Genomic DNA, 25,682 nt, shown 5'->3' with positions numbered 1-25,682 from the left:
TCGCTCCCCCTCAGCCCCGGACCCGCAGGCGGTCGCTGCTGTCCTCGCTGGGCTGTACGACGACGATGCCCTGGCCCGAGAAGGCCATCTGGAATGCCTCGCCGCTGCCCCGCCCGATGAGGGAGGACGCCTTGAAGCTGCGCTTGCCCTTGACCTTGAGCGCCGGCGACCAGGCGACGAGCGCGTCGGGGTCGACGTACGTCTCGTCCTCGCCGCGGCCGCAGTCGACCACGATCGGGGTGCCGCGCGAGGTGAGCGCGACCCAGCCGGTGCCGGCGATCTCCACGTTGAACAGGCCCTGGCCGGCGAACTTGGCGAGGCCCTTGACCCGCTCGACGCCCCACTGGAGGTGGGCGTCGAAGGCGAGGAGGTTGGTGCCGTTGACGGAGATCGAGTCGTTCTGGAGGTTGATCACGACGACGTCGGCGCCGTAGTCGGCGAGGTAGAGCAGGCCGTCGCCGGTGCACTTCATGATCGGCGCGCCTTCGCCGGTGGCCCACTCCTTGGCGACCTGGCGGACGGCGGGCGGGTTGGGCTCGTAGCTGATGAAGCCCTCGTAGGCGACCATCGAGCCGGACCGGGCGTAGAGGTCCTGGCCGGTGGCCATGGCGACCTTGAGCATGGTGCGGCCGTGGTTCTCCATGCGGGCCGCGATGGGGGTCGGGGCATAGCCCGCGAGCTGCTGGTTCATGGTGTCGGGCTCCCTCAGACCTCGTACGGCTGGACGACGATGAAGTTGCCGGGGGCGCCCCGGAACTGGAGGTTCACGGTCTCTCCGCTGTGGCCGGGGTAGGCGTTGCGCCGGAGCCGGACCTGGCTGGAGAGGATGACCTGCGAGGCGGCGGACCAGGCGACGACGGCGTTGCAGTCGGCGAAGGTCGTGGGGGTGACGGGCAGGACCACGGGGACGCCGTGGGTCTTGACGATCACGGTGCCGGTGCCCTGGAACTGCATGGTGAACAGGGCGCCGCCGGGGATGCCGTGGCCCTCGATGCGGCGGACCTCGTACTGGAGCGACTCGTCGAAGGCGAGCACGTTCTCCGCGGAGACGCAGATGGCGTCGCCCTGGAGCTCGATCGGGTGCAGATGGGCACCGTTCTCGGCGAGGAAGACCTGGCCGCGGCCGGTGCAGCGCATGAGCTGCATCTCCTGGCCGGTGGCGTTGCCCACGATCCGGCCGGCGAAGCCGGCGCCCTTGTAGGAGAAGTCGACCTTGCCCTGGTACATGACCATGGAGCCCTGGCGGGCGAGGACGGGGGTGCCGCCCATGGCCAGGTCCACCCGCATGAGCTGCTGGTTCTGCGGGGTCCAGCGGGCGCCGGTGGCGGTCTCCTTGTACGGGGCGAGCGCGGCGGCGAGTCCGGCGCCGGTGGCGGGCGCGCCCTGCGGGACTCCCTGCGGCGGCATGCCCGGGGGCATGCCGGGCTGCTGCCCGTAGGGGGCGGGCTGGCCGTAGCCGGGCTGCTGACCGTAGCCGGGCTGCTGGCCGTACGGGGCCTGCGGCGGCTGCCCGTAGGGGGCGGCGGGCGGCGGGGTCTGGCCGGGGACCTGCCCGTAGGGGGCCTGCGGGGGCTGCCCGTACGGTCCGGGGGCGCCCGGCGCGGGGGCCGGCGGCGGCACCGGGGCGGGGGCGAGCGGCGCGACCATGGTGGGCTGGGTGTGCACCGGCTGCGGGGCGGGCGGCGGGGTCGGTGCCTGCGGGCCGTAGCCGGGCTGGGGAGCGGGGGCCGGGGCGGCGGGGGCACCGAAGGCCGGGGGCGCCGCGGCCTGGGCGGGGGCGCCGAAGGCCGGCGCGGCCTGCTGGGGGGCGGCGGGCGGCTGGGCCGCGGGCTGCTCCTCCTCCAGGACCTCTCCGCCGAAGTTCCGCAGCAGGGCCTCCAGGCCGCCGTCGAAGCCCTGGCCGACGGCGGCGAACCGCCACACGTCCTTCAGGTAGAAGTCGCCGAGCATGACCGCGCGCTCGGTGGAGAACTCGGCGCCGGTGAAGGCGTAGCGGGCGACCTCCTCACCGCCGGCGACGATCCGGATCCAGCCGGGGCCGACCTGCGACATCTGGCCGTTGCCGTCGATGGTGGCGGTGAAGGACAGCTTGTGGATCTGCGGGGGGATCCGGTCGAGGGTGACGCGGAAGGACTCGGTGTCGCCGGACTGCGCCCCGAGCAGCTGGATGGACTCCTCGGGCGACTTCGGCTGGTTGAAGAAGACGAAGTACCGGTCGTCCGACAGGCGCTCGTCGGCGTCGAGTCCGAAGCAGCTGATGTCGAAGGTGAGCCCGGGGGCCGCGATCTGCACGCCCACGTACAGATCGGTGCCCGCGGTCAGATCACTGATCTTGGCCTTGTGGCCGCGTTGGAATTCCCTGGCCATGCGTAACGACCGTCCCCCATCCCGATGGCGAATGACTCGCGTCAGGCTAACCGCTGCGAACGACATTGAGACAGCGCGGGTCGATTCCGGTACGGAATCGGGAAACACGGCCTCAGGCCGGGTGATCGCCGTCCGGAAGGTGCGGGAGGCGGTCGGCGGCGACCACTCCTTCGAGGTAGCCGCGGGCCCGCTCGGTCCGCGGGTACGCCTCCAGGAGCCGCCAGAAGTCGGGGCCGTGGCCCGGGACGAGGAGGTGGGCCAGCTCGTGCAGGAGGACGTAGTCGACGACGTACTCGGGCATCGGCTGGAGGCGGTGGGAGAGCCGGATGGAGCCCTCGGCGGGGGTGCAGGAGCCCCAGCGGCTGTTCTGGTTGGTGACCCAGCGCACCGAGTCGGGCCGGGCCCTGCCGTCGAGGTACCGGTCGGAGAGGCGGCCGGCCCGCTCGGCCAGCTCGGCGTCGCCGCGGGTGGCGCGGCGCTCCTTGTCCTTCTCCTTGGCTGCGAGCTTCTCCAGCATCACCCCGACCCAGCGGCGCTCCTCGGCCTCCGACATCCGGGCCGGGATGAGGACGATGGTGCGGTCCCCCTCGCGGTAGGCGGAGACGGAACGGGTGCGGCGGGCGCTCCTGCGGATCTCGACTGGCACGCCCTCGACGGTACCGGGGCGGCGCGGTGGAATCCCCTTCGCGTGACGTGACCTGTCCGACTTTCCGACCGTACGACTTTCCGGTGGGCCTGTGGACAACTTTCGGCGCGGTTCCGCGCCGGCGGGCAGCCTGGGTCCGGGAGAGAACGCGGAGGAGGACGGGGGCGGACATGCATCCGATGGTGAAGCCGGCGCTGCGCCGGGCGTGGCGGAGTCTGACGTGCGCGCAGTACGGGGTGGCGCCGGCGCACGCGGTGGTGCTCGACCAGGTGGACGCGGCGACGGGCCGGCTGCTGGGGCTGATGGACGGGACGCGCGGGACGGCGCTGCTGCGGCGGGAGGCGGCGGAGCTGGGGCTGCCGGAGGGGCGGCTGGACGCCTTGCTGGGGCGGCTCGCCTCGGCGGGGCTCCTCGTGGAGGCCGGGGCGGGGCGGCCGGGGCGGTCGGGTCCGGCGGCGGGCGCGGTGGACGCGGCGCTGGATCCGCTGCGGGCGGATCTGGCCGCGCTGTCGGTGGTGTGCCCGGAGCCGGACCGGGCGCTGCGGACGCTGGCGGCCCGGCGGGAGCGGCGGGTGCGGGTGCGGGGCGCGGGGCGGGTGGGCGCGACGGTGGCGGCGCTGCTCGCGGCGGCCGGTGTCGGCGCGGTGGAGGTGGTGGACGGGGGCCGGGTGGAGCCGTGGGAGACGGCGCCGGGCGGGCTGCCGGCGGAGGCGGTCGGCGAGCGCCGGGGCGCGGCGGCGCGGCGGCTGGTGGCGCGCTGGGCACGCGGTCCGGTGGCCGCGCGGCGGGCGGGCCGGCGGACGGGGGCCGGGTCCGACGGCGGGGACGGCGGGGTGCCGGTGTCGCTGGTGGTGGTGACGGACCGGGACGGGCTGGGGGTGCTGGTGCCGGATCCGGTGGCGGCGGAGCCCTGGATGGCTGCCGGAGTACCGCACCTGTACGCGGGGGTGCTGGAGGCGACGGGGGTGGTGGGGCCGCTGGTGCTGCCGGGCGGGACGGCATGCGCCCGGTGTCTCCAGGAGGAGGCGACCGACCGGGACCCGGCGTGGCCGCGGCTGCTCGCGCAGTGGCGCTCGGGGGCGCCGCATCCGCTGCCGGCCTGTGACGTGGCCCTGGCGACGGCGGTGGCGGGGCTGGCCGCGGGGCACGCGCTGGCCTTCCTGGACGGGGAGCTTCCGGCCAGCACGGGCGTCCGCTGGGAGGCGGCGGCGCCGTCGCTGGGGTGGCGGTCCGAGCGGCTGGTGCCGCATGCGGCCTGTCCCTGCGGGGCCGCACAAGGCAGGGTGGGGGTGGCCGTCTCGGCAGCGGATGGGGCCCGGTCCACAATGGCGGGGCGCAGCCCTGCGCGGCACGACAGTCTGGGAATTGGAGGGGCGCATGTCTGATCTTCCCCGGAAGGCGGTCACCCGGACCGCCAGGTTGGCCGCGTTGCCGCTGGGCTTCGCGGGCCGTGCGACCTGGGGCCTGGGCAAACGGATCGGCGGGAAGTCCGCCGAGTTCGTCGCCCGGGAGCTCCAGGAGCGCACGGCGGAGCAGTTGTTCAAGGTGCTCGGGGAACTCAAGGGCGGGGCCATGAAGTTCGGCCAGGCGCTGTCGGTCTTCGAGTCGGCGCTGCCGGAGGAGATCGGGGGCCCCTACCGGGCTGCGCTGACGAAGCTTCAGGAGGCCGCGCCGCCGATGCCGGTGCGGACGGTGCACGGGGTCCTGGAGGAGCGGCTCGGCGCGGAATGGCGCGATCTCTTCCTGGAGTTCGAGGACAAGCCGGCGGCGGCCGCGTCGATCGGGCAGGTGCACCGGGCGGTGTGGCACGACGGCCGCGAGGTCGCGGTGAAGGTGCAGTACCCGGGTGCCGGGGAGGCGCTGCTGTCGGACCTGGCACAGCTGAGCCGGTTCGCCCGGCTGCTCGGGCCGCTGGTGCCGGGCGTCGAGGTGAAGCCGCTGATCGCGGAGTTGCGGGAGCGGGTGACGGAGGAGCTGGACTACGCCCTGGAGGCGAAGGCCCAGCAGGCGCACGCCGAGGTGTTCGCGGACGATCCGGACGTGGTGGTCCCGGCGGTGGTGCACCAGGCGGACCAGGTGCTGGTGACCGAGTGGATGGAGGGCGTCCCGCTCGCGGAGGTGATCGCGGAGGGCGGCCAGGAGCAGCGGGACCGGGCCGGTCAGCTGCTGGCCCGTTTCCTGTTCTCGGGTCCGGCGCGGACCGGACTGCTGCACGCCGACCCGCATCCGGGGAACTTCCGGCTGCTGCCGCCGGACGGCGGGGACGGCGCGGACGATCCGTCCGGGTGGCGGCTCGGGGTGCTGGACTTCGGCACGGTGGACCGGCTGCCGGGCGGGTTCCCGGAGATGATCGGTACCTGTCTGCGGATGGCCCTGGCCGGTGAGGCGGAGCCGGTGTACGACCTGCTGCGGGAGGAGGGCTTCGTCAGGGAGTCGGTGGAACTCGATCCGGACGAGGTCCTGGAGTACCTGCTGCCGATCATCGAGCCGGCGGGGGCGGAGTCCTTCCTCTTCACCCGGGGCTGGATGCGGACGCAGGCGGCCCGGATCGCCGATCCCCGGTCCTCGGCGCACCAGCTGGGGCGGCAGCTGAACCTGCCGCCGTCGTACCTGCTGATCCACCGGGTGACGATGTCCACGATCGGGGTGCTCTGCCAGCTGAACGCGACGGTCCGCATGCGGGACGAGCTGTCCGCCTGGCTCCCCGGTTTCGACCTGGAGGCCTGAGCTCCCGGCTCACCACCAGGAGGAGTCGAGGCGGCCCTCGATGGCCCGGATGTTGGCGCGGGCGCACTCCTCGCAGAAGTACTCGCGGCGGCCGTTCTCGACGGAGCAGGTCCAGGTGATCGGGAGGGGGTCGGCGGTCCTGCCGCAGCGTGCGCAGGCCACGGGCTCCTCCCCGGCGCGGGGTTCGTTCATCCTCGTGACGATAGCCCGGCGGGGCGGCCTCGGCGGGGCAACGCACCGCGGGGGCCGGTCCGTTCGGACCGGCCCCCGCGGGGACGCCTGGTGGGGCGCTCAGTGCATGACGGCCATGGCCAGCGCGCGGCGGGCGCGCAGCGAGACGCGCTCGGCGCGGCGCTGCATGCGCCGGGCGGCGATCAGGCGCACGGCCTGACGTTCCGCCTCGGCCTCACGCTGTCGCTCGTGCATATGGGCACGGGCCAGGGCTTCTGGGATGAGTTGCATGTCTCGGGTCCTGTTCTGACGCAGCGCGGGGGCGCCGGCGGGGGAGAAGTCGGGGGTAGCGGAGCGGAGGGGCTCGGTGGCGGACGTGGTCATCGGGGCCTGCTTCTGGGGATCGTGCGTGAGGGGATGGTCGATCGTTCCGGTTCGCCTGGGGGCCTTGTGGGGTGCCTCCCAGGTGAGGGCGGTCATGCCGCGACCGGGTTCTTGCGCGGGCGGCCGCGGGGCCGCTTGCGGGCGACGACCACGCCCTGGACGAAGAGCTCGCCGCCCCAGACACCCCAGGGCTCACGGCGCTCCTTGGCGCCGGCGAGACAGGCCGCGACCAGCGGGCAGGTCTTGCAGAGGGACTTGGCGTACTCGACGTCCGCCGGGGACTCGGCGAAGAAGACCTCCGGGTCGTAGGCCCGGCAGGGAACCGGGACGCCGAGGTTCTCGATGGCGTCGTCGAGCGCGGTGAGCGATGTCAGGGGGGTCAAGGCGTGGTCCTCCGTGAGGCCGGACGGGGGGATCGTTTCGGAAGGCGGTACGGACGGGGCGTGCGCTTCGAGTTGCACGGGTGTCTTTCCTCGTCTGGTCGTTCCGGCCGGTGGGCCGGGTCTTCGGCTGGTACCGGGGTTGCTTGTCCCGAGGCCCCTTCGCTCCGCCGTCCCCGTTCGGGGACAAACAGAAGGGCCGCGGATCCCGGGTGGGGTTCCGCGGCCCTGAAGGCGCCGGCCTGATCAGGTCAGGCTGGATCACTCCAGGGTTCGAGCCCACGGAAGGCCCACATCGTGTGGTGCTGCGTCGTCTGCTGCTTGCCGGCACCGGCTGCCGCGAAGCCATAGGCCGTGAATCCGGCCTTGCCCTCTTCAGCCACCCGTGCCTTGGTCGGTCGCTCGGTGCGCTCGATGACGGCCATGCCACGACCGGACAGACCGGTGACGGGCAGACCGCTGCCAAGGAGCTCAACGGCGGAGAAGCCGAGCGAGCAGGCGGAGACGACCGAGCGATCGGTCATTTTGGCGGTGCTGACGACGGTGTTGCTGTTGATGTTGCTGATCACTGGAATCGCCTCCTCTCGGCGTCTCGGAGAGCTCGGGTGCGAGCCGGGCTCTCGATGTTCATTTGGACAAGTACAGCACGAGACAGCGCTTCTTAAGAAGCCGCTGTTGCGTGGTTAAGAACCTATGGGGCTTGACGGGGCGGGCGCAAACTATTTTTCCCACGAGTTTCGATCAGTCGTCCCCAGCGCCCCTTACACCCTCTTCACCTGCGACTTCCGGGTCTTCACCCGCGCAGATGGCGAGAACGTCGGCTCCGAACCGGTCCAGCTTCCGCGCGCCGACGCCGGCGATCACGACGAGTTCGCCGCCGGAGGCGGGGACCCGCTCGGCGATCGCCATGAGCGTCTTGTCGGTGAACACGCAATAGGCGGGCTGGCCGAGCTCGCGGGCCCGGCCGGCGCGCCAGTCGCGCAGCCGCTCGTACAGGCCCTCGTCCATGTCGGAGGGGCAGTCCTCGCAGCGGAGCAGTTTCATGGCGCCGGCCTCGGTGAGGGTGGCGCCGCAGACCCGGCAGCGGACCGGGCCGCGCGCGCGGCGGCGGGCGGTCCCGGCGGACGGGCCCCCCGGGCCGCCCCGCTCGATGCCGCCGCCGGTGGCACCGTGGCCGGCGGCCCGGCTGCCGGAGCCGGGGCGGAGCCCCTTGAGGAAGCGGCTGGGGACGCGGCCGGGGCGGCCGCCCGGCGAGCGGGAGAGCGCCCAGGAGAGGGTGAGGTGGACGCGGGCGCGGGTGACGCCCACGTAGAGGAGGCGGCGCTCCTCCTCGATCTGCTCGTCCGTCTTGGCGTAGGTGATCGGCATCATGCCGTCGGTGAGGCCGACCAGGAAGACGGCGTCCCACTCCAGGCCCTTGGCGGCGTGCAGGGACGCGAGGGTGACGCCCTGGACGGTGGGTGCGTGCTGGGCGGCGGTCCGCTCGTCCAGTTCGGCGATCAGGTCGGCCAGGGTGGCGCCGGGGCGGGCGGCGGCGAAGTCGTCGGCGAGCCGGGCGAGCGCGGCGAGCGACTCCCAGCGGTCCCGGACCGCGCCGGAGCCGGCCGGCGGGCGGCTGCTCCAGCCGTGGCCGGAAAGCACCGCCCGCGTCTGGGCCGGCAGGTCCTCGGCTCCGTCCAGGAGCGAGTCGTTCGACCCGAAGCGGGCCGCGCCGCGCAGGGCGGCGATCGCCTCCCGCACCTCCTGGCGCTCGAAGTAGCGCTCGGCGCCGCGCAGCTGGTAGGGGACGCCGGCGTCGGCGAGGGCCTGCTCGTAGACCTCCGACTGGGCGTTGATCCGGTAGAGGACGGCGATCTCGCCGGCCGGGACGCCCGCGGCGATCAGGTCGCGGACCCGGCGGGCGGTGCCCTCGGCCTCGGCGGGCTCGTCGCCGTACTCGGTGTAGACCGGCTCGGGGCCGCGCTCGCGCTGCGAGACCAGCTCCAGGCGGTGCTCCGCGGCCCGGCCGCCGGCCTGGTCGAGCAGGCCGTTGGCGAGGTGGACGACCTGCGGGGTGGACCGGTAGTCGCGGACCAGCTTGACCACGGTCGCGTGCGGGTGGCGGGTGCGGAAGTCCAGCAGGTGGTCGGGGGTGGCGCCGGTGAAGGAGTAGATCGTCTGGCTGGCGTCGCCGACCACGCAGAGGCTGTCCCGCTCCCCCAGCCACTCCTCCAGGAGACGCTGCTGGAGCGGGGAGACGTCCTGGTACTCGTCGACGACGAAGTGCTGGTACTGGCGGCGGATCTGCTCGGCGATGTCGGGGCGGTCCTGGAGGATGCCGACGGTGAGCAGCAGCACGTCCTCGAAGTCGATCACCGAGCGCTCGCCCTTGAGCTGCTCGTACATCGCGTAGAGCTGGCCGATCTCGGCCGGGTCGCGGGGGGAGTCCCGGCGGGCGCGGGCGACCGCCGCCGGGTAGTCGGCGGGCACGGTCTGGGTGACCTTGGCCCATTCGATCTCCGAGGTGACGTCCCGCAGCTCGTTCCGGTCGAGCCGGATCCGGCAGCGGGCCGCGGCCTCGGCGACCAGTTGGACCTTGCGCTCGACGAGCCGGGGCAGGGGTCCACCGATCGCTTTCGGCCAGAAGAACTGGAGCTGTCGGAGGGCCGCCGAGTGGAAGGTGCGGGCCTGCACGCCGCCCGCGCCGAGCTGGCGGAGCCGGCCGCGCATCTCGCCCGCGGCGCGGTTGGTGAAGGTGACGGCGAGCACGCTCGCGGGCTGCAGCACGCCGGTCCGCACCCCGTAGGCGATCCGGTGGGTGATCGCCCGGGTCTTGCCCGTGCCGGCGCCCGCGAGGACGCAGACCGGGCCGCGCAGGGCCAGGGCGACCTCGCGCTGCTCCGGGTCGAGCCCGTCGAGCACCGCGTCCGCGGTCTCCGGGACCGCCGGGAAGAGAGGGGAGTGCGTTGCTGCTGTCACTCCGCCATGCTGCCAGGTCGGGCGGGGTCGGTGCGGCGCGTCGTCCACAGGCCGGAGGTCGCGGTCGTACCGTCGCATGATCGTTCCGGGCGGGGGCGGAGAGCGGCGCAGCTCACCCGGCGTGCGGGAATGGGTGGCCGGATGACGTACGTTCTCCCTTCGGCACGACCCCCGACCCGAAGAGGAGCGCCAGGCCATGCAGGGCACTGTGACGATGTACAGCACCGAGTGGTGCGGCTACTGCCGCCGGCTGAAGAGCCAGATGGACCGCGAGGGCATCGCGTACGACGAGATCAACATCGAGCAGGACCCCGCGTCGGCCGCCTTCGTGGAGCAGGCCAACGGCGGGAACCAGACCGTCCCGACGGTCCTGGTGGTCTCCCCCGCCGGCACCGAGTCGGTCATGACCAACCCGAGCCTGGCCCAGGTCAAGCAGGCCCTCGCCGTCTGAGGCCCGCGCCCCGTCCGGGTACGGGAAAGGCCCCCGCTCCTCGGGAGCGGGGGCCTTCGCGCGTCCTAGACCACGTCGCCGGGCTTCGGCAGCGGCTTGCCGTACCAGAGCTCGATCAGGCGGGAGGCGATCGAGATGCCGTACGGCGGCAGGATCTCGCCGGAGGCGAAGCCGGCCTCCAGGTCGTCGCGGGAGAACCAGCGGGCCTCGTGGATCTCCTCGCCGTCCACCTCGATCTCCGGGGAGGTGGCCCGCGCGAAGAAGCCGAGCATCAGGCTGGACGGGAACGGCCACGGCTGGCTGGCCACGTACGAGACCTCGCCGACGGTGACGCCGGCCTCCTCGAAGACCTCCCGGACCACCGCCTGCTCGATGGACTCGCCGGGCTCGACGAACCCGGCCAGCGTCGAGAAGCGGCCCTCCGGCCAGTGCACCTGGCGGCCGAGCAGCGCCCTGTCCTGGTCGTCGGTGACCAGCATGATCACCGCCGGGTCGGTGCGCGGGTAGTGCTCGGCGCCGCAGACCGGGCAGCGGCGGATGTGCCCGGCGGCGGCGATCACCGTGCGCTCGCCGCAGCGGGAGCAGAAGCGGTGGAGGCGCTGCCAGTTCTCCAGGGCGACCGCGTGGGTCATCAGGCCCGCGTCGCGGGGCGACAGGAGGAGGCCGGCCTCGCGCAGGCCCGCCGGGCGCGCCGACTGGTCCATGCGGCCGGGCAGCGAGTCCTTCTGGAGCGCGAAGTAGGAGACCCCGTCGGCGTCGGTGCCGAGGAAGTAGCGGTGGGTCTCGGTCATCGGCGCCTCGAACGCCGGGGTCATGACGAGCTCGGTGGTGCCGTCGGGGCGGTCGTCGATCAGCACCTGGCCGCCCGAGACCACGAAGACGCGGGTGCTCGGGTGGCTCCAGGCGGCCGCGAGCCACGCCTCGTCGAGGCGGTGGTGGGCGGCGCGGTCGATCCCGCTCGGGGCGGTGAGCGAGATCGGACGGTCCGCGAACGCGTTGTTCAGGGTGCTCACAGGTGCTTCCAACTCCCCCGGATCGGTGTCAGTGATTGCGGCGTTCGGCCCGGCGCTCAGCGCTCGCCGGCCCGCAGGGCGGCCGGCAGGTCGCCCCACAGGTAGGCGGTCGTCTCGACGCCCTTCATGAGGAGGTCGAGCTCGACCTTCTCGTTCGGCGCGTGCCAGCCGTCGGACGGGACCGAGATGCCCAGGAAGAGCACGGGCGCGTCCAGGACGTCCTGGAGGTCGGCGGCCGGTCCCGAGCCGCCCTCGCGCGTGTAGCGGACGGTGGCGCCGTCGAAGGCCCTGCTCATCGCCCCGGCCACCGCCGTGAGGGCCGGGTGGCCGAGCGGGGTGAGGCAGGGGCGGGTCGGGGCGCCGAAGACGATCTCGTACCGGACGCCGGCCGGCACGAGCCCGGCCAGCCACTCCCGCACCAAGGTCTCGATCCGGTACGGGTCCTGGCCGGCGACGAGCCGGAAGGACAGCTTGAGGTGGGCGGAGGCCGGGACGATCGTCTTGCCGCCGGGGCCCTGGTAGCCGCCGCCGATGCCGTTGACCTCGGCGGTCGGGCGGGCCCAGACGCGCTCCAGGGTCGAGTGGCCGGCCTCGCCGAGGGTGCCGTGGGACTTGGCGGTGCGCAGCCAGGCCGCCTCGTCGAAGGGGAGCTCGGCGACGAGCCGCCGCTCGGCCTCGGTGAGTTCGCTCACGCCGTCGTAGAAGCCGGGGATCGCGACCCGCTCGTCGGCGTCGTGCAGGGCGGCGACGATGCGTCCGGCGACGGTGGCCGGGTTGGGCACGGCGCCGCCGAAGGAACCGGAGTGGATGTCCTGGTCGGGGCCGTACAGGTCGATCTCGCAGTCGGCGACCCCGCGCATGCCGGTGCAGACGGTGGGGGTGGTCTCGGACCACATGCCGGTGTCGGAGACGATCACCGCGTCGGCGGCGAGCCGGTCGGCGTGCGCCTCGACGAGCGCGCGGAAGTGCGGCGAGCCGGACTCCTCCTCGCCCTCCACCAGCAGCTTCAGGTGGACGGCGGGCGCCGTGCGGCCGGTGGCGGCGAGGTGGGCGCGGACGCCGAGCGTGTGGAAGAACACCTGGCCCTTGTCGTCGGCCGCCCCGCGCGCGTACATCCGCCCGTCGACCACGGTCGGCTCGAAGGGGTCGGTGTGCCAGCCGTCCTCGCGGGCCGCCGGCTGCACGTCGTGGTGGCCGTAGACCAGCACCGTCGGCGCGTCCGGGTCGTCGGAGGGCCACTCGGCGAAGACCGCCGGGGCGCCGTCGGTCTCCCAGACCTCGACCGTGGTGAAACCGGTGTCCTTCAGGGCCCCGGCGAGCCAGTCGGCGCTGCGCCGCACGTCCCCGGCCCGCTCGGGCTGCGCCGACACGGACGGGATGCGCAGCCAGTCGGCGAGGTCGCCGAGGAAGGCGGCGCGGTGCCGCTCGATGTACGCGCGTACGGGGTGGACGACGCTGTCCGGGGTCTCGCTCATGGTCCCGAGCCTATCCGGCGCCGGAGGGTGCCCCGCCCAGCAGGATCGCCTCCAGCTCCGCCCGGCCCGGCAGCCCGGCCGGGCGGGCCACCTCGCCGGTCCGCACGTAGACGAAGGCGGCGGCGACCTCCTCGGGGTCGAGGCCGTGCTGCTCGGCCCAGGCGAGCCGGTACAGCGCGAGCTGGAGGGGGTCGGCGGTGCGGTGGTGGCTGGTCTTCCAGTCGACGATCTCGTACGCGCCCGAGTCCGGGTCCCGGTAGACGGCGTCGATCCGGCCCCGGACCACCCGGCCCGCGAGGGTGAGGTGGACGGGGACCTCCACGCGGTACGGGGTGCGCCGGGCGTACGGCGTGCGCGCGAAGGCCTCCTTGAGGGTCTCCAGGTCGCGCTCGTCGACGATCTCCGGCTCGCCCGCGAAGTCCTCGCCGCCGGGGAGCTCCTCCGGGCCGAGGAACGGCAGCGGGAGCTCGTCGAAGCGGGACTCGACCCACGCGTGGAAGCGGGTGCCGCGGCGGGCCGCGGGCTGCGGGGGCTTCGGCATCGGGCGGGCCAGCTCCCGCGCGAAGCCGTCCGGGTCCTCGGCGAGGCGGATCACCTGGGAGGCGGAGAGGTAGGCGGGAAGGAGGACGTCCCGGGTGGTGGCGCGGGAGCGGTGCAGCTCGGCGGTGAGGGCGGCGAGGTCCCGGTCCCAGGAGGCGATGGTGCGGGCCTCCTCCGGAGTGAGCTCGTGCTCCCGGGGGTGCGGGACCGTGCCGGGGGTCTCCGCCGGGTCGTCCGGCAGCCAGAGGTCGTCGGGGTCCGGGTCCCGGGGGTCGGGCGCCGTCCTGGGGGCGCCGGGCCTCCCCGACCCGCTCTCCGGGGCGAGGGACCACAACGCGGAGCGTACGTGCTCCGCCGCCTGCCGGCGCCGGGCCAGCGCCTCCTCGTCCAGCGGCAGGGGCCAGGGGAGGTCCTGGGTGGACTCCGCGAGGAGGGGGTTCTCGGTGTCCTTCTCCGGTGCCTCCGCCCAGTGCTCGACGTCGCCGTGGCCCCGCTCGCAGTGGGCGTACAGGGCCTGCAGGAAGTCCGAGGGGCCCCGCGGCTTCTTCTGGGTCGGGCCCCACCAGTGGGCGGAGGCGAGGAGGAGGGTGCGGGGGCGGGTGAAGGTGACGTAGCCGAGGCGGAGTTCCTCGGTGTGCTGGTGGTCGGTCATCGCGGCCTTGAAGGACTTCATCGCGGCGGCGGTGAAGGCGTCGAGGTCCGGCAGGGTGGCCGCGTCGCCGCGCAGGGCGTGCGGGAGGACCTGCGGCTGGGAGGTCCAGGACTCGCGTGCGCGGGCGGACGGGAACTGGCCGGCGACCAGGCCGGGAACGGCGACGACGTCCCACTCCAGGCCCTTCGACTTGTGCGCGGTGAGCACCTTGACGGTGTTCTCGCCGCCCGGGAGGGCGTTGTCGAGGCCCTTCTCGAACTGGACGGCGGTGCGGAGGAAGCCGAGGAAGGCGAGGAGGCCGGCCTCGCCGTCGAGGGAGGCGAAGCCGGCGGCGACGTCCAGGAAGTTGCCGAGGGTCTCCCGGCGGCGGGCGGCGAGGGCGTGCGGGGACGCCGACAGCTCGACCTCCAGGCCGGTGACGGAGAGGACCCGGTGCAGGACGTCCATGAGGGGGTCGGCGAGGGAGGCGCGCAGCGAGCGGAGCTCGGCGGCGAGGCGGGCGAAGCGGACCCGGGCCTCGGCGGAGAAGGGCAGGCCGTCGTCGGGGTGGCCGGCGGAGTCGAGGAAGGTGTCGAGGGCGTCGGCGAGCGAGACCACCTCGGCGGGGTCGACGCCCTCGACGGCGGCGGCGAGCCGCTGCCCCGGGTCGGCGTCGGCGCCGGCGTCGCCGCGGTGGACGAGGAGGCGGGCGCGGCGCCCGAGGAGGGCCAGGTCGCGGGGGCCGATGCGCCAGCGGGGGCCGGTGAGGAGCCGGACCAGGTCGGCGTTGGCCCCCGGGTCCTGGAGGACCTCGCAGACGGCGACGAGGTCGGCGACCTCGGGGAGGTGGAGCAGGCCGGAGAGGCCGACGACCTCGACGGGCACGCCGCGGGCGACGAGAGCGGCCTGGATGGCGGGGAAGTCGCCGGCGGTGCGGCAGAGGACGGCCATGGAGCCGGGCTCGCGGCCGGTGCGGACGAGGTGGGCGAGGGAGTCGGCGAGCCAGTCGATCTCCTCGCCGTGGGTGGGGAGGAGGGCGATCCGGACGGTGCCGTCGGCCTCGGCGCCCGGTGCGGGGCGCAGCGCCTCCACGCCCGCGTGCATGGCGCGCAGGGGGGTGGCGAGGCCGTTCGCGAGGTCGAGGAGGCGGCCGCCGCTGCGCCGGTTCTCGGAGAGGGACTGGCGGCGCGCGGGGGTGCCGTCGGCGTGCGGGAAGTGGGCGGGGAAGTCGTCGAGGTTGGCGACGGAGGCGCCGCGCCAGCCGTAGATGGCCTGGCAGGGGTCGCCGACGGCCGTGACGGGATGGCCGGTGCCCTGGCCGAAGAGGCCGGAGAGGAGGAGCCGCTGGGCGACGGAGGTGTCCTGGTACTCGTCGAGGAGCACGACCCGGAACTCGTCGCGGAGGATCGCGCCGACCTCGGGGCGGGTGGTGGCGAGCCGCGCGGAGAGGGCGATCTGGTCGCCGAAGTCGAGGAGGTCGCGGGAGCGCTTGGCGGCGCGGTAGCGGCTGACGAGTGCGGTGAGTTCGCGGCGGGCGGTGGCCGTCTCGGGGAGCTTGCGCAGGTCGTCGTTGGTGAGTCTGGCGTCGGCGAGGGCGGTGAGCAGCTCGGCGTCGTACGCGAGGAGGTCCGCGGGGTCGACGAGGTGCTCGGCCAGTTCGGCGTCGAGCGCGAGCAGGTTCTCGACGAGGGTCGGGAAGGACTTGGTGAGCGCCGGGTACGGACCGGGGGCCTCGCGCAGCACGCGCGCGGCGAGCTGGAAGCGGGTGGCGTCGGCGAGGAGCCGGGAGGTCGGTTCGAGGCCGATGCGCAGGCCGTGGTCGGTGAGGAGCTGCCCGGCGAAGGCGTGGTACGTGGAGATGCGGGGCTCGCCCGGGGGGTTCTCGGGGTCGACCGGGTCGGGGTCGGTGACGCCGGCCCGGACGAGGGCGGTGCGGACGCGCTCGGCGAGTTCGCCTGCGGCCTTGTTGGTGAAGGTGAGGCCGAGGACCTGCTCGGGGGCGACCTGCCCGGTGCCGACCAGCCACACCACCCGGGCCGCCATCACCGTGGTCTTGCCGGAGCCGGCTCCGGCCACGATGACCTGCGGGGCGGGCGGCGCGGTGATGCAGGCCGTCTGCTCCGGGGTGAAGGGGATGCCGAGGAGCTCCTTGAGCTGCTCGGGGTCGGTGAGGTGCGCGGTCACCCTGAAGAGGCTAACCGGGCGGTCGGACATTCCCGCCCCGCACGGTTCTCACCTGCGGTTTCCTGACCGCGGGCGGCCTCCGGGGCAGGGGCGCCCCTCCGGCGGGTCAGGCGGGGGTGCCGGGGTCGAGGCGGGAGAGGTCGACGGTCTCGTCGGCGGGCGGGGCGGTGACCTTCACCGGGCGGTCGAAGTCGGAGAGCGTCATCCTGCCGGGTTCCTCGCCACCGGTCCTGACGACCTGGCGGATGTACGGCTTGCCCTCCTGCGCGACGGAGACGGTGGTGGTCTCGTCGCCGTCCTTCTTCACCAGGGTCGCCACGGGTGTGCCGTCGATCTCGCGGTCGGGACCGCGGGTGAGACCCCGCCGGTCCTCCGGGTCGCGGCCGAGGCCGTCGAGGAGGGAGTCGAGGTCGCAGACCTCGCCGAGGTCGCCGCTGCCGGCCTGGCCGGGGGCGATCTTGAGCCAGCGGCCCTTGACGAGCTCGATGATCGGGGCGATCTGGTTCTCGGGTACGCCCTGGGAGGTCATCGAGATCCGCCAGAACTCCTCGTCACCCTTCATATAGGTGATGTCGTCGAGCCGGCGGAGTTCGGCGGAGCCGTCGTCGACTCCGATCCGGCCCTGGCAGGAGCCCTGGTCGTCGACGGAGAAGTCGACGTCGAGGTGCTGTCCCTCGGTGACCACCTCGCCGGTCATGCGCAGGGAGTCGGCGGAGCGGGTGGCGGCGACGGCCCGGTCGGCGATCCGGGCCGGGGTGAGCCCGTCGAAGGGGTCCGGGGACGGGGCCGCGGCGGCCGGGGCGGATCCGGGCGACGCCGTCGCCGCCCAGGCCGCCGCCGGAGCGGGGCCCGCGACGGCGACGGCCGCGCAGACGACGGCCGCGGCGCGGAGCTTCCGGTGGCTGGACTGGGACCTCATACGAGCCTCCTCGCCCCCCGGACCCTTTCACCAGGGTCGCCCCACGCGCGCGTGGCCGCTACTCAGCGCCGGGTCAGCTGCCGGAGCCGGCCTTCATGAGCTGCTCCATGTCGACGACCTGGTCGGCCGGCGGGGCGGTGACGGTGACCGGCTTGTCGTAGTCGGCGAGGGTGACCGTGCCGGGCTCCTCGCCACCGGTGGTGACGACGCGGAGGATGTAGGGCTTGGCGGAGTCCTTGGCCACGTACAGGGTGGAGGTCTCGCCCTTCGAGTCGGCCTTGCCCTTGAGGACGACGGCCGGGGTGCCGTCGACGTCGGCGTCGGCCTCACGGGTCGTGCCCTTGCGGGGGGTGTCCTCGTCCATGTCCTTGGTGATGGACTTGAGGTCGCAGAAGGCGCCGGGGCCCTCCTCGCCGGCCGGCATCTTCATCCAGCGGCCCTTGAGCAGCGTGGAGATGGCACCGGCCTCCGCGTCGGAGGAGCCCTCCTCGCCGCTGGAGGACTTCCAGAAGGCGTCGTCGCCCTTCATGTAGCTGGTGCCGCCGGTGCCGACGATCTCGGCCTTGCCGCCCTTGCCGGTCTCCATGGAGCCCTTGCAGTTGCCCTTGTCGTCGACGGCGAAGTCGACCTTCATCTCGGTGCCCTCGTCCGTGCCGCTGCCGCTCATGCGGAAGGCGGTGGCGGACTTGGTGGCCTCGACGGCCTTGTCGGCGATCGCGTCGGCGGAGAGGCCCGCGAAGGGGTCGGCGGGCTTGTCGTCGCCCTTGCCACAGCCCGAGACGCCGGCGACGACGGCCAGGCAGATCGTCGCGGCGGCCCAGAGCTTCCGGTTGGCCCTCATGCGCGTACTCCTCAGCGTGTTCGATGCGCTTCGATGTGTTCGAAAGCGAATATTCACAGGTTTCCTTCACGCGGACCTTATGCGGTGCCGCGCAAGCAGTGACGACCCGGGGTGGACAAAGGATGCGCAACCGGGAACGTGACTCGCGTCACTCTCCCGCCCCGCCGGCTCAGTCGACGACCTGTCGGCCCTCGGGGCGGGCGCTGCACGCGGCGCGGAAGGAGCAGGTCGCGCAGTGCGCGCCGGTCGTCGGGGTGAAGCGCTCGTCGAGGACCCGGCCGGCGGCGGTGGCCAGCAGGTCGCCGATCCACTCGCCCTCCGGCGGCTGCTGCGCCTGCACCTTGGGCAGCGCGTCGCCGCCCTCCTTCTTGGGCGCGGCCTGGCGCAGCTGGACGAGTTCGGCGCCGCCGGGTTCGGGGCGGCGCCCGCCGAAGACCTCGTCGAGGGCCCCCTCGCGGACGGCGAGCTGGTAGACGGCGAGCTGCGGGTGGTGGGCGACCTCGTCCCGGGTGGGGGCGGACTTGCCGGTCTTGAAGTCGACGACGTACGCGCGGCCCTCCTCGTCGGTCTCGACCCGGTCCATGGAGCCGCGGATGCGGACCTGGTACTCCCCCGCCTCCAGGGTGACGTCGAAGCCGTGCTCGGAGGCGGCCGGGGTGCGGCCGCCGCGGTCCATGACGTGCCAGCTCAGGAAGCGTTCGAGGGCCACGCGCGCGTGCGCCTTCTCCTGCTCGGACTTCCAGGGGGCGTCGAAGGCGAGCGCGTCCCACACGGTGTCGAGGCGGGCCATCAGGACGTCGAGGTCGGCGGGGGTGCGGCCGGAGGCGACCTCGTCGGCGAGGACGTGGACGACGTTGCCGAAGCCCTGCGCGGCGGAGGCGGGTTCGGCGGCCTTGACCTCGCGGCCCAGGAACCACTGGAGCGAGCAGGTGGCGGCCAGGTTCTCCAGGGCGCTCGGGGAGAGCGCCACGGGCCGGTCCCGGTCGCGGAGCGGCACGGCGGAGCGGGTGGGCTCGTGCAGGCCCCACCAGCGGTCCGGGTGGGCGGCCGGGACCATCGGCTGCCCGTCCTCGTCGGTGAGGGCGGCCAGTGCGGCGAGCCGGCGGGCGGCGGCGTCCCGGAGCGCGGGCGAGGCGTCCGGGTCGACGGTGGTGGCGCGCAGCTCGGCGACGAGCGCGGAGACGGCGAGCGGGCGGCGGGGCCGGCCCGGCACCTCCTTCGGTTCGGTGCCGAGTTCGGCGAGGAAGCGGGAGGGCTGGTCGCCGTCGTCGGCGGGGGCCTTCACGGCGGTGACGACGAGCCGGTCGCGGGCGCGGGTGGCGGCCACGTAGAAGAGGCGGCGCTCCTCGGCGAGGAGGGCGCCGGGGGTGAGCGGTTCGGCGAGGCCGTCGCGGCCGATGCGGTCGGCTTCGAGGAGCGAGCCGCGGCGGCGCAGGTCCGGCCACAGGCCCTCCTGGACTCCGGCGACGACGACGAGGCTCCACTCCAGGCCCTTGGAGCGGTGCGCGGTCATCAGCCGGACGGCGTCCGGGCGGGTGTGCCGGCGGGTGAGGGTGTCGGCGGCGATGTCCTGGGCGTCGACCTCTTCGAGGAAGTTGAGCACGCCGCGGCCGCCGAGCCGTTCCTCGGCGCGGGCGGCGGTCTCGAAGAGGGCGCAGACGGCGTCGAGGTCCCGGTCGGCGTTGCGGCCGGCGGGACCGCCGCGGAGGGCGGCGCGTTCCAGGCGGGCGGGCCAGGGCGTGCCGTTCCACAGCACCCACAGGGCCTCCTCGGCGGTGCCACCGGCGGCGAGCAGCGCGCGGGCCTCCTGGAGGAGACGGCCGAGGCGGAGGGCGCCGCGGGCGTAGGCGGGGTCGTGCGCGGCGAGGCGCTCCGGCTCGGCGAGGGCGCGGGCGAGGAGGACGTCGGAGGGGGGCGGGAGCTTGTCGCCCGCGGCGCGGTGCTCCTCCCGGAGGGCGCGGCCGAGCCTCCGCAGGTCGGCGGGGTCGATGCCGGCGAGCGGCGAGGCGAGCAGCTCCAGGGCGGTCTGGACGTCCAGCCAGGGCGAAGGCGTCTCGTCCGGCGCGGGCGCCTCGTCCGGTGCGGGCTCGGGCCCGGGCCGTGCGGGCGTCTCGTCCGGTGCGGGCTCGGGCGCCGGTGCGGCGCCGTCGGGGGTCGTGCCCACCCGTTCCGCCCCTGCGGAACGGGTGGGCCCGACCGCCGTGGCGACCGCTCTCAGGGCCAGCAGCAGGGGGGCCACCGCCGGTTCGTGGCGGAGGGGGGTGTCGGCGGCGTCGGTCTCCACGGGGACGCCGGCCGAGGTGAGGGCCCTGCGGAGGGCGGGGAGGACGGCGGCGGCGCGGGTGAGGACGGCCATGGCGTGCCAGGGGACGCCGTCCTCCAGGTGGGCGCGGCGCAGCAGGTCGGCGATGTTCTCGGCCTCGGCGGAGGCGGTGGGGTAGGTGTACGCCTCGGCCCGGCCCCCGTCCCGTACCGGCGACAGGTCGCGGTGGGCGCGGACCGCGGCGGCGGGCAGGCGGCTCAGCGGCATCCGCTGGGTGAGCTGCCGGGTGGCCGCGAGGAGGCCGGCGCCGGCCCGGCGGGAGGTGCCGAGGACCCGGACGGGGGCGCCGCCGAAGGCCGCGGGGAAGTCGAGGATGCCGTTCACGTCGGCGCCGCGGAAGGCGTAGATCGACTGGTCGGGGTCGCCGAAGGCGACGACCGTGTTCCGGCCGCCGCCGGTGAGCGCGGTGAGGAGCCGGACCTGGGCGGGATCGGTGTCCTGGTACTCGTCGACGTAGACGGCGTCGTACGCGGGCAGGGTGACGTGCTCGGCGAGCAGGACGGCCCGGTGCACCAGCTCGGTGTAGTCGAGGACGCCCTGGAGGTCGAGGACGTCGAGGTACTCGGCGAGGAAGCCGGCGGCGGCCTTCCAGTCGGGACGGCCGACGCGTTCGGCGAAGCGGCGGAGCGCGTCGGGGCCGAGGCCCAGCTCGCGGGAGCGGGCGAGGACGGCGCGGACCTCGTCGGCGAAGCCGCGGGTGGTGAGGCAGGCGCGGAGTTCGTCGGGCCAGCGGACGCCGCCGAGCCCGGCCCGTTCGAGGTCGATCTGGCCGGCGAGGAGTTCGCGGACGGCGAGGTCCTGCTCGGGGCCGGAGAGCAGCCGGAGCGGTTCGGCGAAGAGCTCGGCGTCCTGGTGGGCGCGGATGAGGGCGTAGCAGTACGAGTGGAAGGTGGTGGCCTGCGGCGGGCGCCGGCCACCGAGCCGGGTGGCCATCCGGTCGCGGAGTTCGACGGCGGCCTTGCGGCTGAAGGTGAGGACGAGGATCCGCTCGGGGTCGGCACCGCGTTCCATGCGGGCGGCGACGGCCTCGACCAGCGTGGTCGTCTTGCCGGTGCCGGGTCCGGCGAGGACGAGAAGTGGTCCCCGGTCGTGCTCAACCACCGCCCGCTGGGCTGCGTCCAGCTGAGGGGGATCCACCGGGGCCGGGGCCGTGCGCACCAGCCGGTACGCGCCGGGGGTCCGCGGCCGGCCCGCACCCGGGTACGGCTGTCCCTGGTGCGGCGGCGTCGGCCGGGTGGTGGAGGAGGAGCTCACGTGGTTGGCCGGTCCTGGTCGGTGGTGAGGTGGTGCGGGCGGTGCGGGCGGTGCCGGTGACGGCGGAGGTGCGGCGAGGGGTACGGAGCCGGGTGCGCGTACGCGCGCGTGCCGGGTCCCGTACACCTGTCCGCACCTGCGCCCGATCCGCCGAATCCGTCGGATCCGCGGAAGCCGTCGGACCGGTCGCCGCGGGCGCCGTGCCCGTCGACGTTACGCGAAACCGGGCGGTCGCGGGCCCCGGTCTCCAGGACCGGACGGCCGGGGTTCCCGGCGCCACCAGGGCGGCACGGGCGGGTGTGAGATCCCGCACGCGCGCGTGGCGCCGTCCCCCGCGCCGCTCCGTGCGCGGGTCATTCCGCTTCGGTGCCGTCCCACCGGGCCCGGCGCATGTCGATCCTCGGTACGTGGTCCCCGGCGGCAGGGCCGCGCTCGCGCAGCGGGGTGCCCTCGTCGCGGTAGTGGCCGAGGGCCCGCAGCTCGTGCCCGGGGAGCAGGGCGCCGTCCGCGCGGACGACCCGCCACCACGGGGCGGAGCCGCCGTAGAGGGCCATCACCCGGCCGACCTGGCGGGGGCCGCCCTCGCCGAGCCATTCCGCGACGTCGCCGTAGGTCATCACCCGGCCCGGCGGGATGCGGTCGGCGACGTCGAGCACCGCCTCCGCGTACGGGGGCAGCTCGCCCGCCGGTCCGGAGCCGTCCGCTCCGCTCGCTCCGGTCTCTCCCACGGGTCCCTCCAGCCTCATCCGCCCCATCCTGCCTCACCCCACCGACATGGCCCTGATGCCTCCGCCGGGCGGCTCTTCGTGCCACCATCGTCCGGGCGGTGACTGGTGAGACGAGATCGACAGCGGCAGTCGCACGCCGAACCGACGGATGTACCCGCAGAGACGACGCAGAGACGGACATGGTGATGGGTCAGGACACACAGCCTCCCGGTGAGGCTCGGCCCGACATGCCCGAACGGGTCTCCGGCGACGAGCCGCTGCTCGCCGCCCGTGTCCACCGGCCCTCCGATCTGATGCGTCTGCTGGCCGGGGTGCTGGCCATCGCCGTCGTCCTCGCCATCGCCGCGTTCGCCCACGGCACCACCTCCGGCCTGGAGCAGGACATCAACAAGGGGGCGGTCGGCGCCCCCGACGTCTTCGTCAAGATCGCCGGGCTGGTCTCGTCGATCGCGATCCTGGTCCTGCCGGTGGCGTTCGCCATCGAGCGCCTGGTGAAACGGGACGGGCTGCGGATCGCCGACGGCGTGCTCGCCGCGGTGCTCGCGCACGGCGTCACGCTGGCGACCGACCTGTGGGTGGCGAAGGCCGCGCCGGACACCATCCAGGACGCGCTGACCCAGGCGGCGAGCGGCGGCGGGCTGACCGACCCGGTGCACAACTACCTCGCGCCGGTGATCGCGTACATGACGGCCGTCGGCATGGCCCGCAGACCGCGCTGGCGGTTCTCGCTCTGGGCGGTGCTGCTGATCGACGCCTTCACCATGCTGGTGGCCGGCTACACCACCGCCTTCTCGATCATCCTCACCGTGCTCATCGGCTGGACCGTGGCGTACGGCACGCTGTACGCGGTCGGCTCCCCGAACGTGCGGCCGACCGGCCAGACCCTCCTCGCCGGCCTGCGCCGGGTCGGCTTCCGGCCGGTGACGGCGCTGCGCGCGGAGGAGGTGCCGGAGACGGCGGAGAGCGGTGACCGGGGCCGCCGGTACATCGTGACCCTGGAGGAGGGGCCGCCGCTGGACGTCACGGTCGTCGACCGGGAGCAGCAGGCGCACGGCTTCTTCTACCGGCTGTGGCGGCGGATCACCCTGCGGACGGTGACCACCCGCCGCTCGATCGTCCCGCTCCGGCAGGCGCTGGAGCAGGAGGCGCTGCTCGCGTACGCGGCGATCGCGGCGGGGGCGAACGCGCCGAAGCTGATCGCCACCTCGGAGCTGGGGCCGGACGCGGTGATGCTCGTGTACGAGCACATCGGCGGGCGGAGCCTGGACTCGCTGGACGACGACGAGATCACCGACGAGCTGGTGCGGAGCGCGTGGCGGCAGGTGAGGGCGCTGCAGTCGCGCCGGATCGCGCACCGCAGGCTGTCGGGCGACGCGATCCTGGTGGACCGTTCCGACCGGGTCTTCCTGACGGACCTGCGCGGCGGCGAGATCGCGGCCGGCGATCTGGTGCTGCGGATGGACATCGCCCAGTTCCTGACCACCCTGGGCCTGCGGGTCGGGGCGGAGCGGGCGGTGGCGGCGGCCGTGGAGGTGCTGGGCCCGGACGCGGTGGCGGACTGTCTGCCGCTGCTCCAGCCGATCGCGCTGAGCCGCTCGACCCGGGCCACCCTGCGGAGGCTGGCGCGGGAGCGCTCGCAGCGGGAGCGGGAGGCGGTCCTGGCGGCCTCCGAGGCGGCCAAGAAGGAGCGGGAGCACGCCAAGGCGGCCGCGCACGCGGGCCTTCCGGCGCCCGGCGCCGACCCCAAGGCGGAGAAGGCCGAGAAGAAGGCCGACAAGAAGGCGGAGAAGCGGGCGCTCGACGAGGCCCTGGACGAGGCCCGCGAGGAGGACCTGCTGGCGCAGATCCGCCGGCAGGTGCTGCTGATCCGGCCGCAGGCGCCGGTGGAGCCGGTCCGGCTGGAGCGGATCAAGCCCCGGACGCTGATCTCGATGATCGCGGGCGCGGTCGCCGCCTACTTCCTGCTCTCGCAGATCGCCCGGACGCCGCTGTCCACGGTCAGCGAGGCGGACTGGCGGTGGGTGGCGGCGGCGGTGCTGTTCTCCGCGCTCAGTTACGTGGCGGCGGCGATGAGCCTGCTCGGCTTCGTGCCGGAGCGGGTCGGCTTCTGGCGGACGGTGGTGGCGCAGGTCGCCGGCTCGTTCGTGAAGATCGTCGCCCCGGCGGCGGTCGGCGGCGTCGCCCTCAACACCCGCTTCCTCCAGCGCGCGGGGGTGCGGCCGGGGCTCGCGGTGGCGAGCGTCGGCGCCTCGCAGCTCTTCGGGCTCGGGGCGCACATCCTGCTGCTGCTCCTCTTCGGCTATCTGACGGGCACGGAGAAGTCGCAGTCGTTCACCCCGTCGAGGACGGTCATCGCGGGCCTGCTGACGGTCGCGGTGCTGGTCCTGGTGATGACGGCGATCCCGTTCATGCGGAAGTTCGTCTCGACCCGGCTGCGCTCGCTGTTCGCGGGTGTGGTGCCGCGCATGCTGGACGTGCTCCAGCGGCCGATGAAGCTGGCCACCGGCATCGGCGGGATGCTGCTGCTGACCGGCGCGTTCGTCCTCTGCCTCGACGCGTCGATCCGCGCCTTCGGGCACGGCCACGTGTCGTACAGCTTCGCGAGCGTGGCCGTGGTCTTCCTCGCGGGCAACGCGCTCGGGTCGGCGGCCCCCACCCCCGGCGGCGTCGGCGCGGTCGAGGGCGCGCTGATCGGCGGTCTCGTCACGGTGGGCGAGGTGCCCATCGACGTCGCCACCCCGGCGGTCCTCCTCTACCGCCTGCTGACCCTGTGGATCCCGGTCCTGCCGGGCTGGATCTGCTTCAACTGGCTGACGAAGCGGCAGGCGCTGTAGTCCGGCGTCAGCCGTACACGCCGACGAGGAAGCCGAGCAGCAGCACGGAGCAGCCGACCTCGACCGCGCCCACCACGGGGACCCTGAGCCCCCGGCCGGGGAGGACGGCGGCGCGGGCGAGGTAGACGGCGAAGGGGAGGGCGAGCCACGGGTCCAGCAGGGCCGCCGCCACCAGCGCCACCGCGTGGTAGGCGACCGAACCCCACCGGTACGCCTGCGAGTTCCGCTCGCGGATCATCGTCTTCACGTACGGGACTGTGCCGGCGAAGTACAGCAGACAGGCCGCCGCCGGGGCGAGGCCGTCGGCGACCGTGCCGCCGCCGAGGCGGAGGGCGACCGGCAGCATCCCGCAGGCGGGGACGACGGCCGCGAGGCCGTTGACGAGGGCCCGTTCCCGGTTGCGGCGGGCGTACAGGACGTTCACCGCGAGGAACGGTGCCGCCAGGGCGGCCGCGATCCCGAGCCACGGCTCGGCCACCAGCAGCGGCAGGCCGAAGGCGGTCGTGGCGCTTCCGAGGACCAGGGCGGGGCGCCGGTGGCGTGCGGCGGCCCGGGGGTTGCGGGAGGCGCGTCGGAGCCGTACCCACTGCTCGGCGTGGAAGACGGCGCAGTAGGCGAGCAACCACGCGACGAAAAGGGGGAGTTGGGGCCAGGAGGGGGAGCCGATGAGGACTCCCGCGAGAGAGGGCACGACGAGCATGGCCCAGGCTCCGTGCTGGTTCGGTATCCACCGTCGGACAACGCTCACCCGGCCAGCCTCACACACCGGGCCCCGGGACAAATGCGGGATTTGGTCACCCCCGCACGGGACCATCGGCCCCCGTTCCGGCCGCTCCGCCCGACCTAGGGTCGAGCT

20 protein-coding genes are annotated in these 25,682 nt (G+C 74.3%); 4 read left to right on the top strand and 16 right to left on the bottom strand.

Annotated elements, in window-relative coordinates; genetic code table 11:
• Positions 1 to 10 precede the first annotated feature (10 nt).
• The 3 genes from ABFY03_RS25060 to ABFY03_RS25050 form a co-directional block, all read right to left on the bottom strand.
• Positions 11 to 691 carry an AIM24 family protein gene (locus ABFY03_RS25060; RefSeq protein WP_319009679.1) on the bottom strand — a complete coding sequence of 227 codons (681 nt, stop codon included), beginning with the start codon at positions 689 to 691 and terminating at the stop codon, positions 11 to 13.
• Between the two features lie 14 nt (positions 692 to 705).
• Entirely contained in the window at positions 706 to 2,367 is a 1,662-nt protein-coding gene (locus ABFY03_RS25055; RefSeq protein WP_319009680.1) for a TerD family protein, read from the bottom strand.
• Between the two features lie 112 nt (positions 2,368 to 2,479).
• On the bottom strand, positions 2,480 to 3,142 hold the full coding sequence (locus ABFY03_RS25050) for a M48 metallopeptidase family protein (RefSeq protein ID WP_386723602.1): 663 nt from the start codon (positions 3,140 to 3,142) through the stop codon (positions 2,480 to 2,482).
• 41 nt (positions 3,143 to 3,183) lie between these two features.
• On the opposite strand from ABFY03_RS25050, the gene ABFY03_RS25045 reads away from it, so the two are divergent.
• Both ABFY03_RS25045 and ABFY03_RS25040 read left to right on the top strand, forming a co-directional pair.
• The gene (locus ABFY03_RS25045; RefSeq protein WP_346170898.1) at positions 3,184 to 4,398 is read left to right on the top strand and encodes a ThiF family adenylyltransferase; all 1,215 of its coding nucleotides are present in this window, start codon (positions 3,184 to 3,186) and stop codon (positions 4,396 to 4,398) included.
• Entirely contained in the window at positions 4,391 to 5,740 is a 1,350-nt protein-coding gene (locus tag ABFY03_RS25040; RefSeq protein WP_319009683.1) for an ABC1 kinase family protein, read from the top strand. The genes ABFY03_RS25045 and ABFY03_RS25040 overlap by 8 nt, the downstream gene beginning before the upstream one ends.
• Before the next feature lie 9 nt (positions 5,741 to 5,749).
• Here the strand turns inward: ABFY03_RS25040 and ABFY03_RS25035 are convergent, their stop codons facing one another.
• From ABFY03_RS25035 to ABFY03_RS25015, 5 genes are all read right to left on the bottom strand, one after another.
• Positions 5,750 to 5,932, bottom strand: coding sequence for a hypothetical protein (locus tag ABFY03_RS25035; RefSeq protein ID WP_319009684.1), 183 nt, complete (start codon positions 5,930 to 5,932; stop codon positions 5,750 to 5,752).
• 99 nt (positions 5,933 to 6,031) lie between these two features.
• A complete protein-coding gene (locus tag ABFY03_RS25030) occupies positions 6,032 to 6,391 on the bottom strand; it encodes a hypothetical protein (RefSeq protein WP_319009685.1) in 360 nt (119 codons plus the stop codon).
• Entirely contained in the window at positions 6,388 to 6,756 is a 369-nt protein-coding gene (locus ABFY03_RS25025) for a WhiB family transcriptional regulator (RefSeq protein ID WP_031013886.1), read from the bottom strand. The genes ABFY03_RS25030 and ABFY03_RS25025 overlap by 4 nt, the downstream gene beginning before the upstream one ends.
• Before the next feature lie 170 nt (positions 6,757 to 6,926).
• Positions 6,927 to 7,241 (bottom strand): hypothetical protein, encoded by a 315-nt coding sequence (locus ABFY03_RS25020; protein WP_031013887.1) that lies wholly within the window; start codon positions 7,239 to 7,241, stop codon positions 6,927 to 6,929.
• Between the two features lie 175 nt (positions 7,242 to 7,416).
• Positions 7,417 to 9,633 (bottom strand): ATP-dependent DNA helicase UvrD2, encoded by a 2,217-nt coding sequence (locus ABFY03_RS25015; RefSeq protein ID WP_346170897.1) that lies wholly within the window; start codon positions 9,631 to 9,633, stop codon positions 7,417 to 7,419.
• A gap of 196 nt (positions 9,634 to 9,829) precedes the next feature.
• Here ABFY03_RS25015 and ABFY03_RS25010 point away from each other — a divergent pair, with 196 nt between their 5' ends.
• Entirely contained in the window at positions 9,830 to 10,084 is a 255-nt protein-coding gene (locus ABFY03_RS25010; protein WP_037881113.1) for a mycoredoxin, read from the top strand.
• Between the two features lie 65 nt (positions 10,085 to 10,149).
• On the opposite strand, the gene nudC is transcribed toward ABFY03_RS25010, so the two are convergent.
• The 7 genes from nudC to ABFY03_RS24975 form a co-directional block, all read right to left on the bottom strand.
• Positions 10,150 to 11,097, bottom strand: coding sequence for an NAD(+) diphosphatase (nudC, locus tag ABFY03_RS25005; protein ID WP_319009687.1), 948 nt, complete (start codon positions 11,095 to 11,097; stop codon positions 10,150 to 10,152).
• A 56-nt stretch (positions 11,098 to 11,153) separates the two neighbouring features.
• Positions 11,154 to 12,572, bottom strand: coding sequence for a dipeptidase (locus tag ABFY03_RS25000; RefSeq protein WP_346170896.1), 1,419 nt, complete (start codon positions 12,570 to 12,572; stop codon positions 11,154 to 11,156).
• A gap of 10 nt (positions 12,573 to 12,582) precedes the next feature.
• The gene (locus ABFY03_RS24995; protein WP_346170895.1) at positions 12,583 to 15,927 is read right to left on the bottom strand and encodes an ATP-dependent helicase; all 3,345 of its coding nucleotides are present in this window, start codon (positions 15,925 to 15,927) and stop codon (positions 12,583 to 12,585) included.
• A gap of 106 nt (positions 15,928 to 16,033) precedes the next feature.
• A complete protein-coding gene (locus ABFY03_RS24990; RefSeq protein ID WP_319009690.1) occupies positions 16,034 to 16,846 on the bottom strand; it encodes a hypothetical protein in 813 nt (270 codons plus the stop codon).
• Positions 16,847 to 16,919: 73 nt separating this feature from the next.
• Entirely contained in the window at positions 16,920 to 17,687 is a 768-nt protein-coding gene (locus ABFY03_RS24985; protein ID WP_346170894.1) for a LolA-like protein, read from the bottom strand.
• Positions 17,688 to 17,856: 169 nt separating this feature from the next.
• Positions 17,857 to 21,264 (bottom strand): ATP-dependent helicase, encoded by a 3,408-nt coding sequence (locus tag ABFY03_RS24980; protein ID WP_386723597.1) that lies wholly within the window; start codon positions 21,262 to 21,264, stop codon positions 17,857 to 17,859.
• A 353-nt stretch (positions 21,265 to 21,617) separates the two neighbouring features.
• Positions 21,618 to 22,010 (bottom strand): MGMT family protein, encoded by a 393-nt coding sequence (locus ABFY03_RS24975; protein ID WP_386723598.1) that lies wholly within the window; start codon positions 22,008 to 22,010, stop codon positions 21,618 to 21,620.
• 161 nt (positions 22,011 to 22,171) lie between these two features.
• On the opposite strand from ABFY03_RS24975, the gene ABFY03_RS24970 reads away from it, so the two are divergent.
• On the top strand, positions 22,172 to 24,826 hold the full coding sequence (locus ABFY03_RS24970) for a lysylphosphatidylglycerol synthase domain-containing protein (RefSeq protein WP_386723599.1): 2,655 nt from the start codon (positions 22,172 to 22,174) through the stop codon (positions 24,824 to 24,826).
• A gap of 7 nt (positions 24,827 to 24,833) precedes the next feature.
• On the opposite strand, the gene ABFY03_RS24965 is transcribed toward ABFY03_RS24970, so the two are convergent.
• Positions 24,834 to 25,574, bottom strand: coding sequence for a YwiC-like family protein (locus ABFY03_RS24965; protein WP_346170892.1), 741 nt, complete (start codon positions 25,572 to 25,574; stop codon positions 24,834 to 24,836).
• Positions 25,575 to 25,682 lie beyond the last annotated feature (108 nt).

The organism is Streptomyces roseofulvus (assembly GCF_039534915.1).
Lineage (GTDB): Bacteria > Actinomycetota > Actinomycetes > Streptomycetales > Streptomycetaceae > Streptomyces > Streptomyces roseofulvus.
Note: the sequence above shows the minus strand (reverse complement) of the source record. Positions and strands in the feature narration are given on the sequence as shown.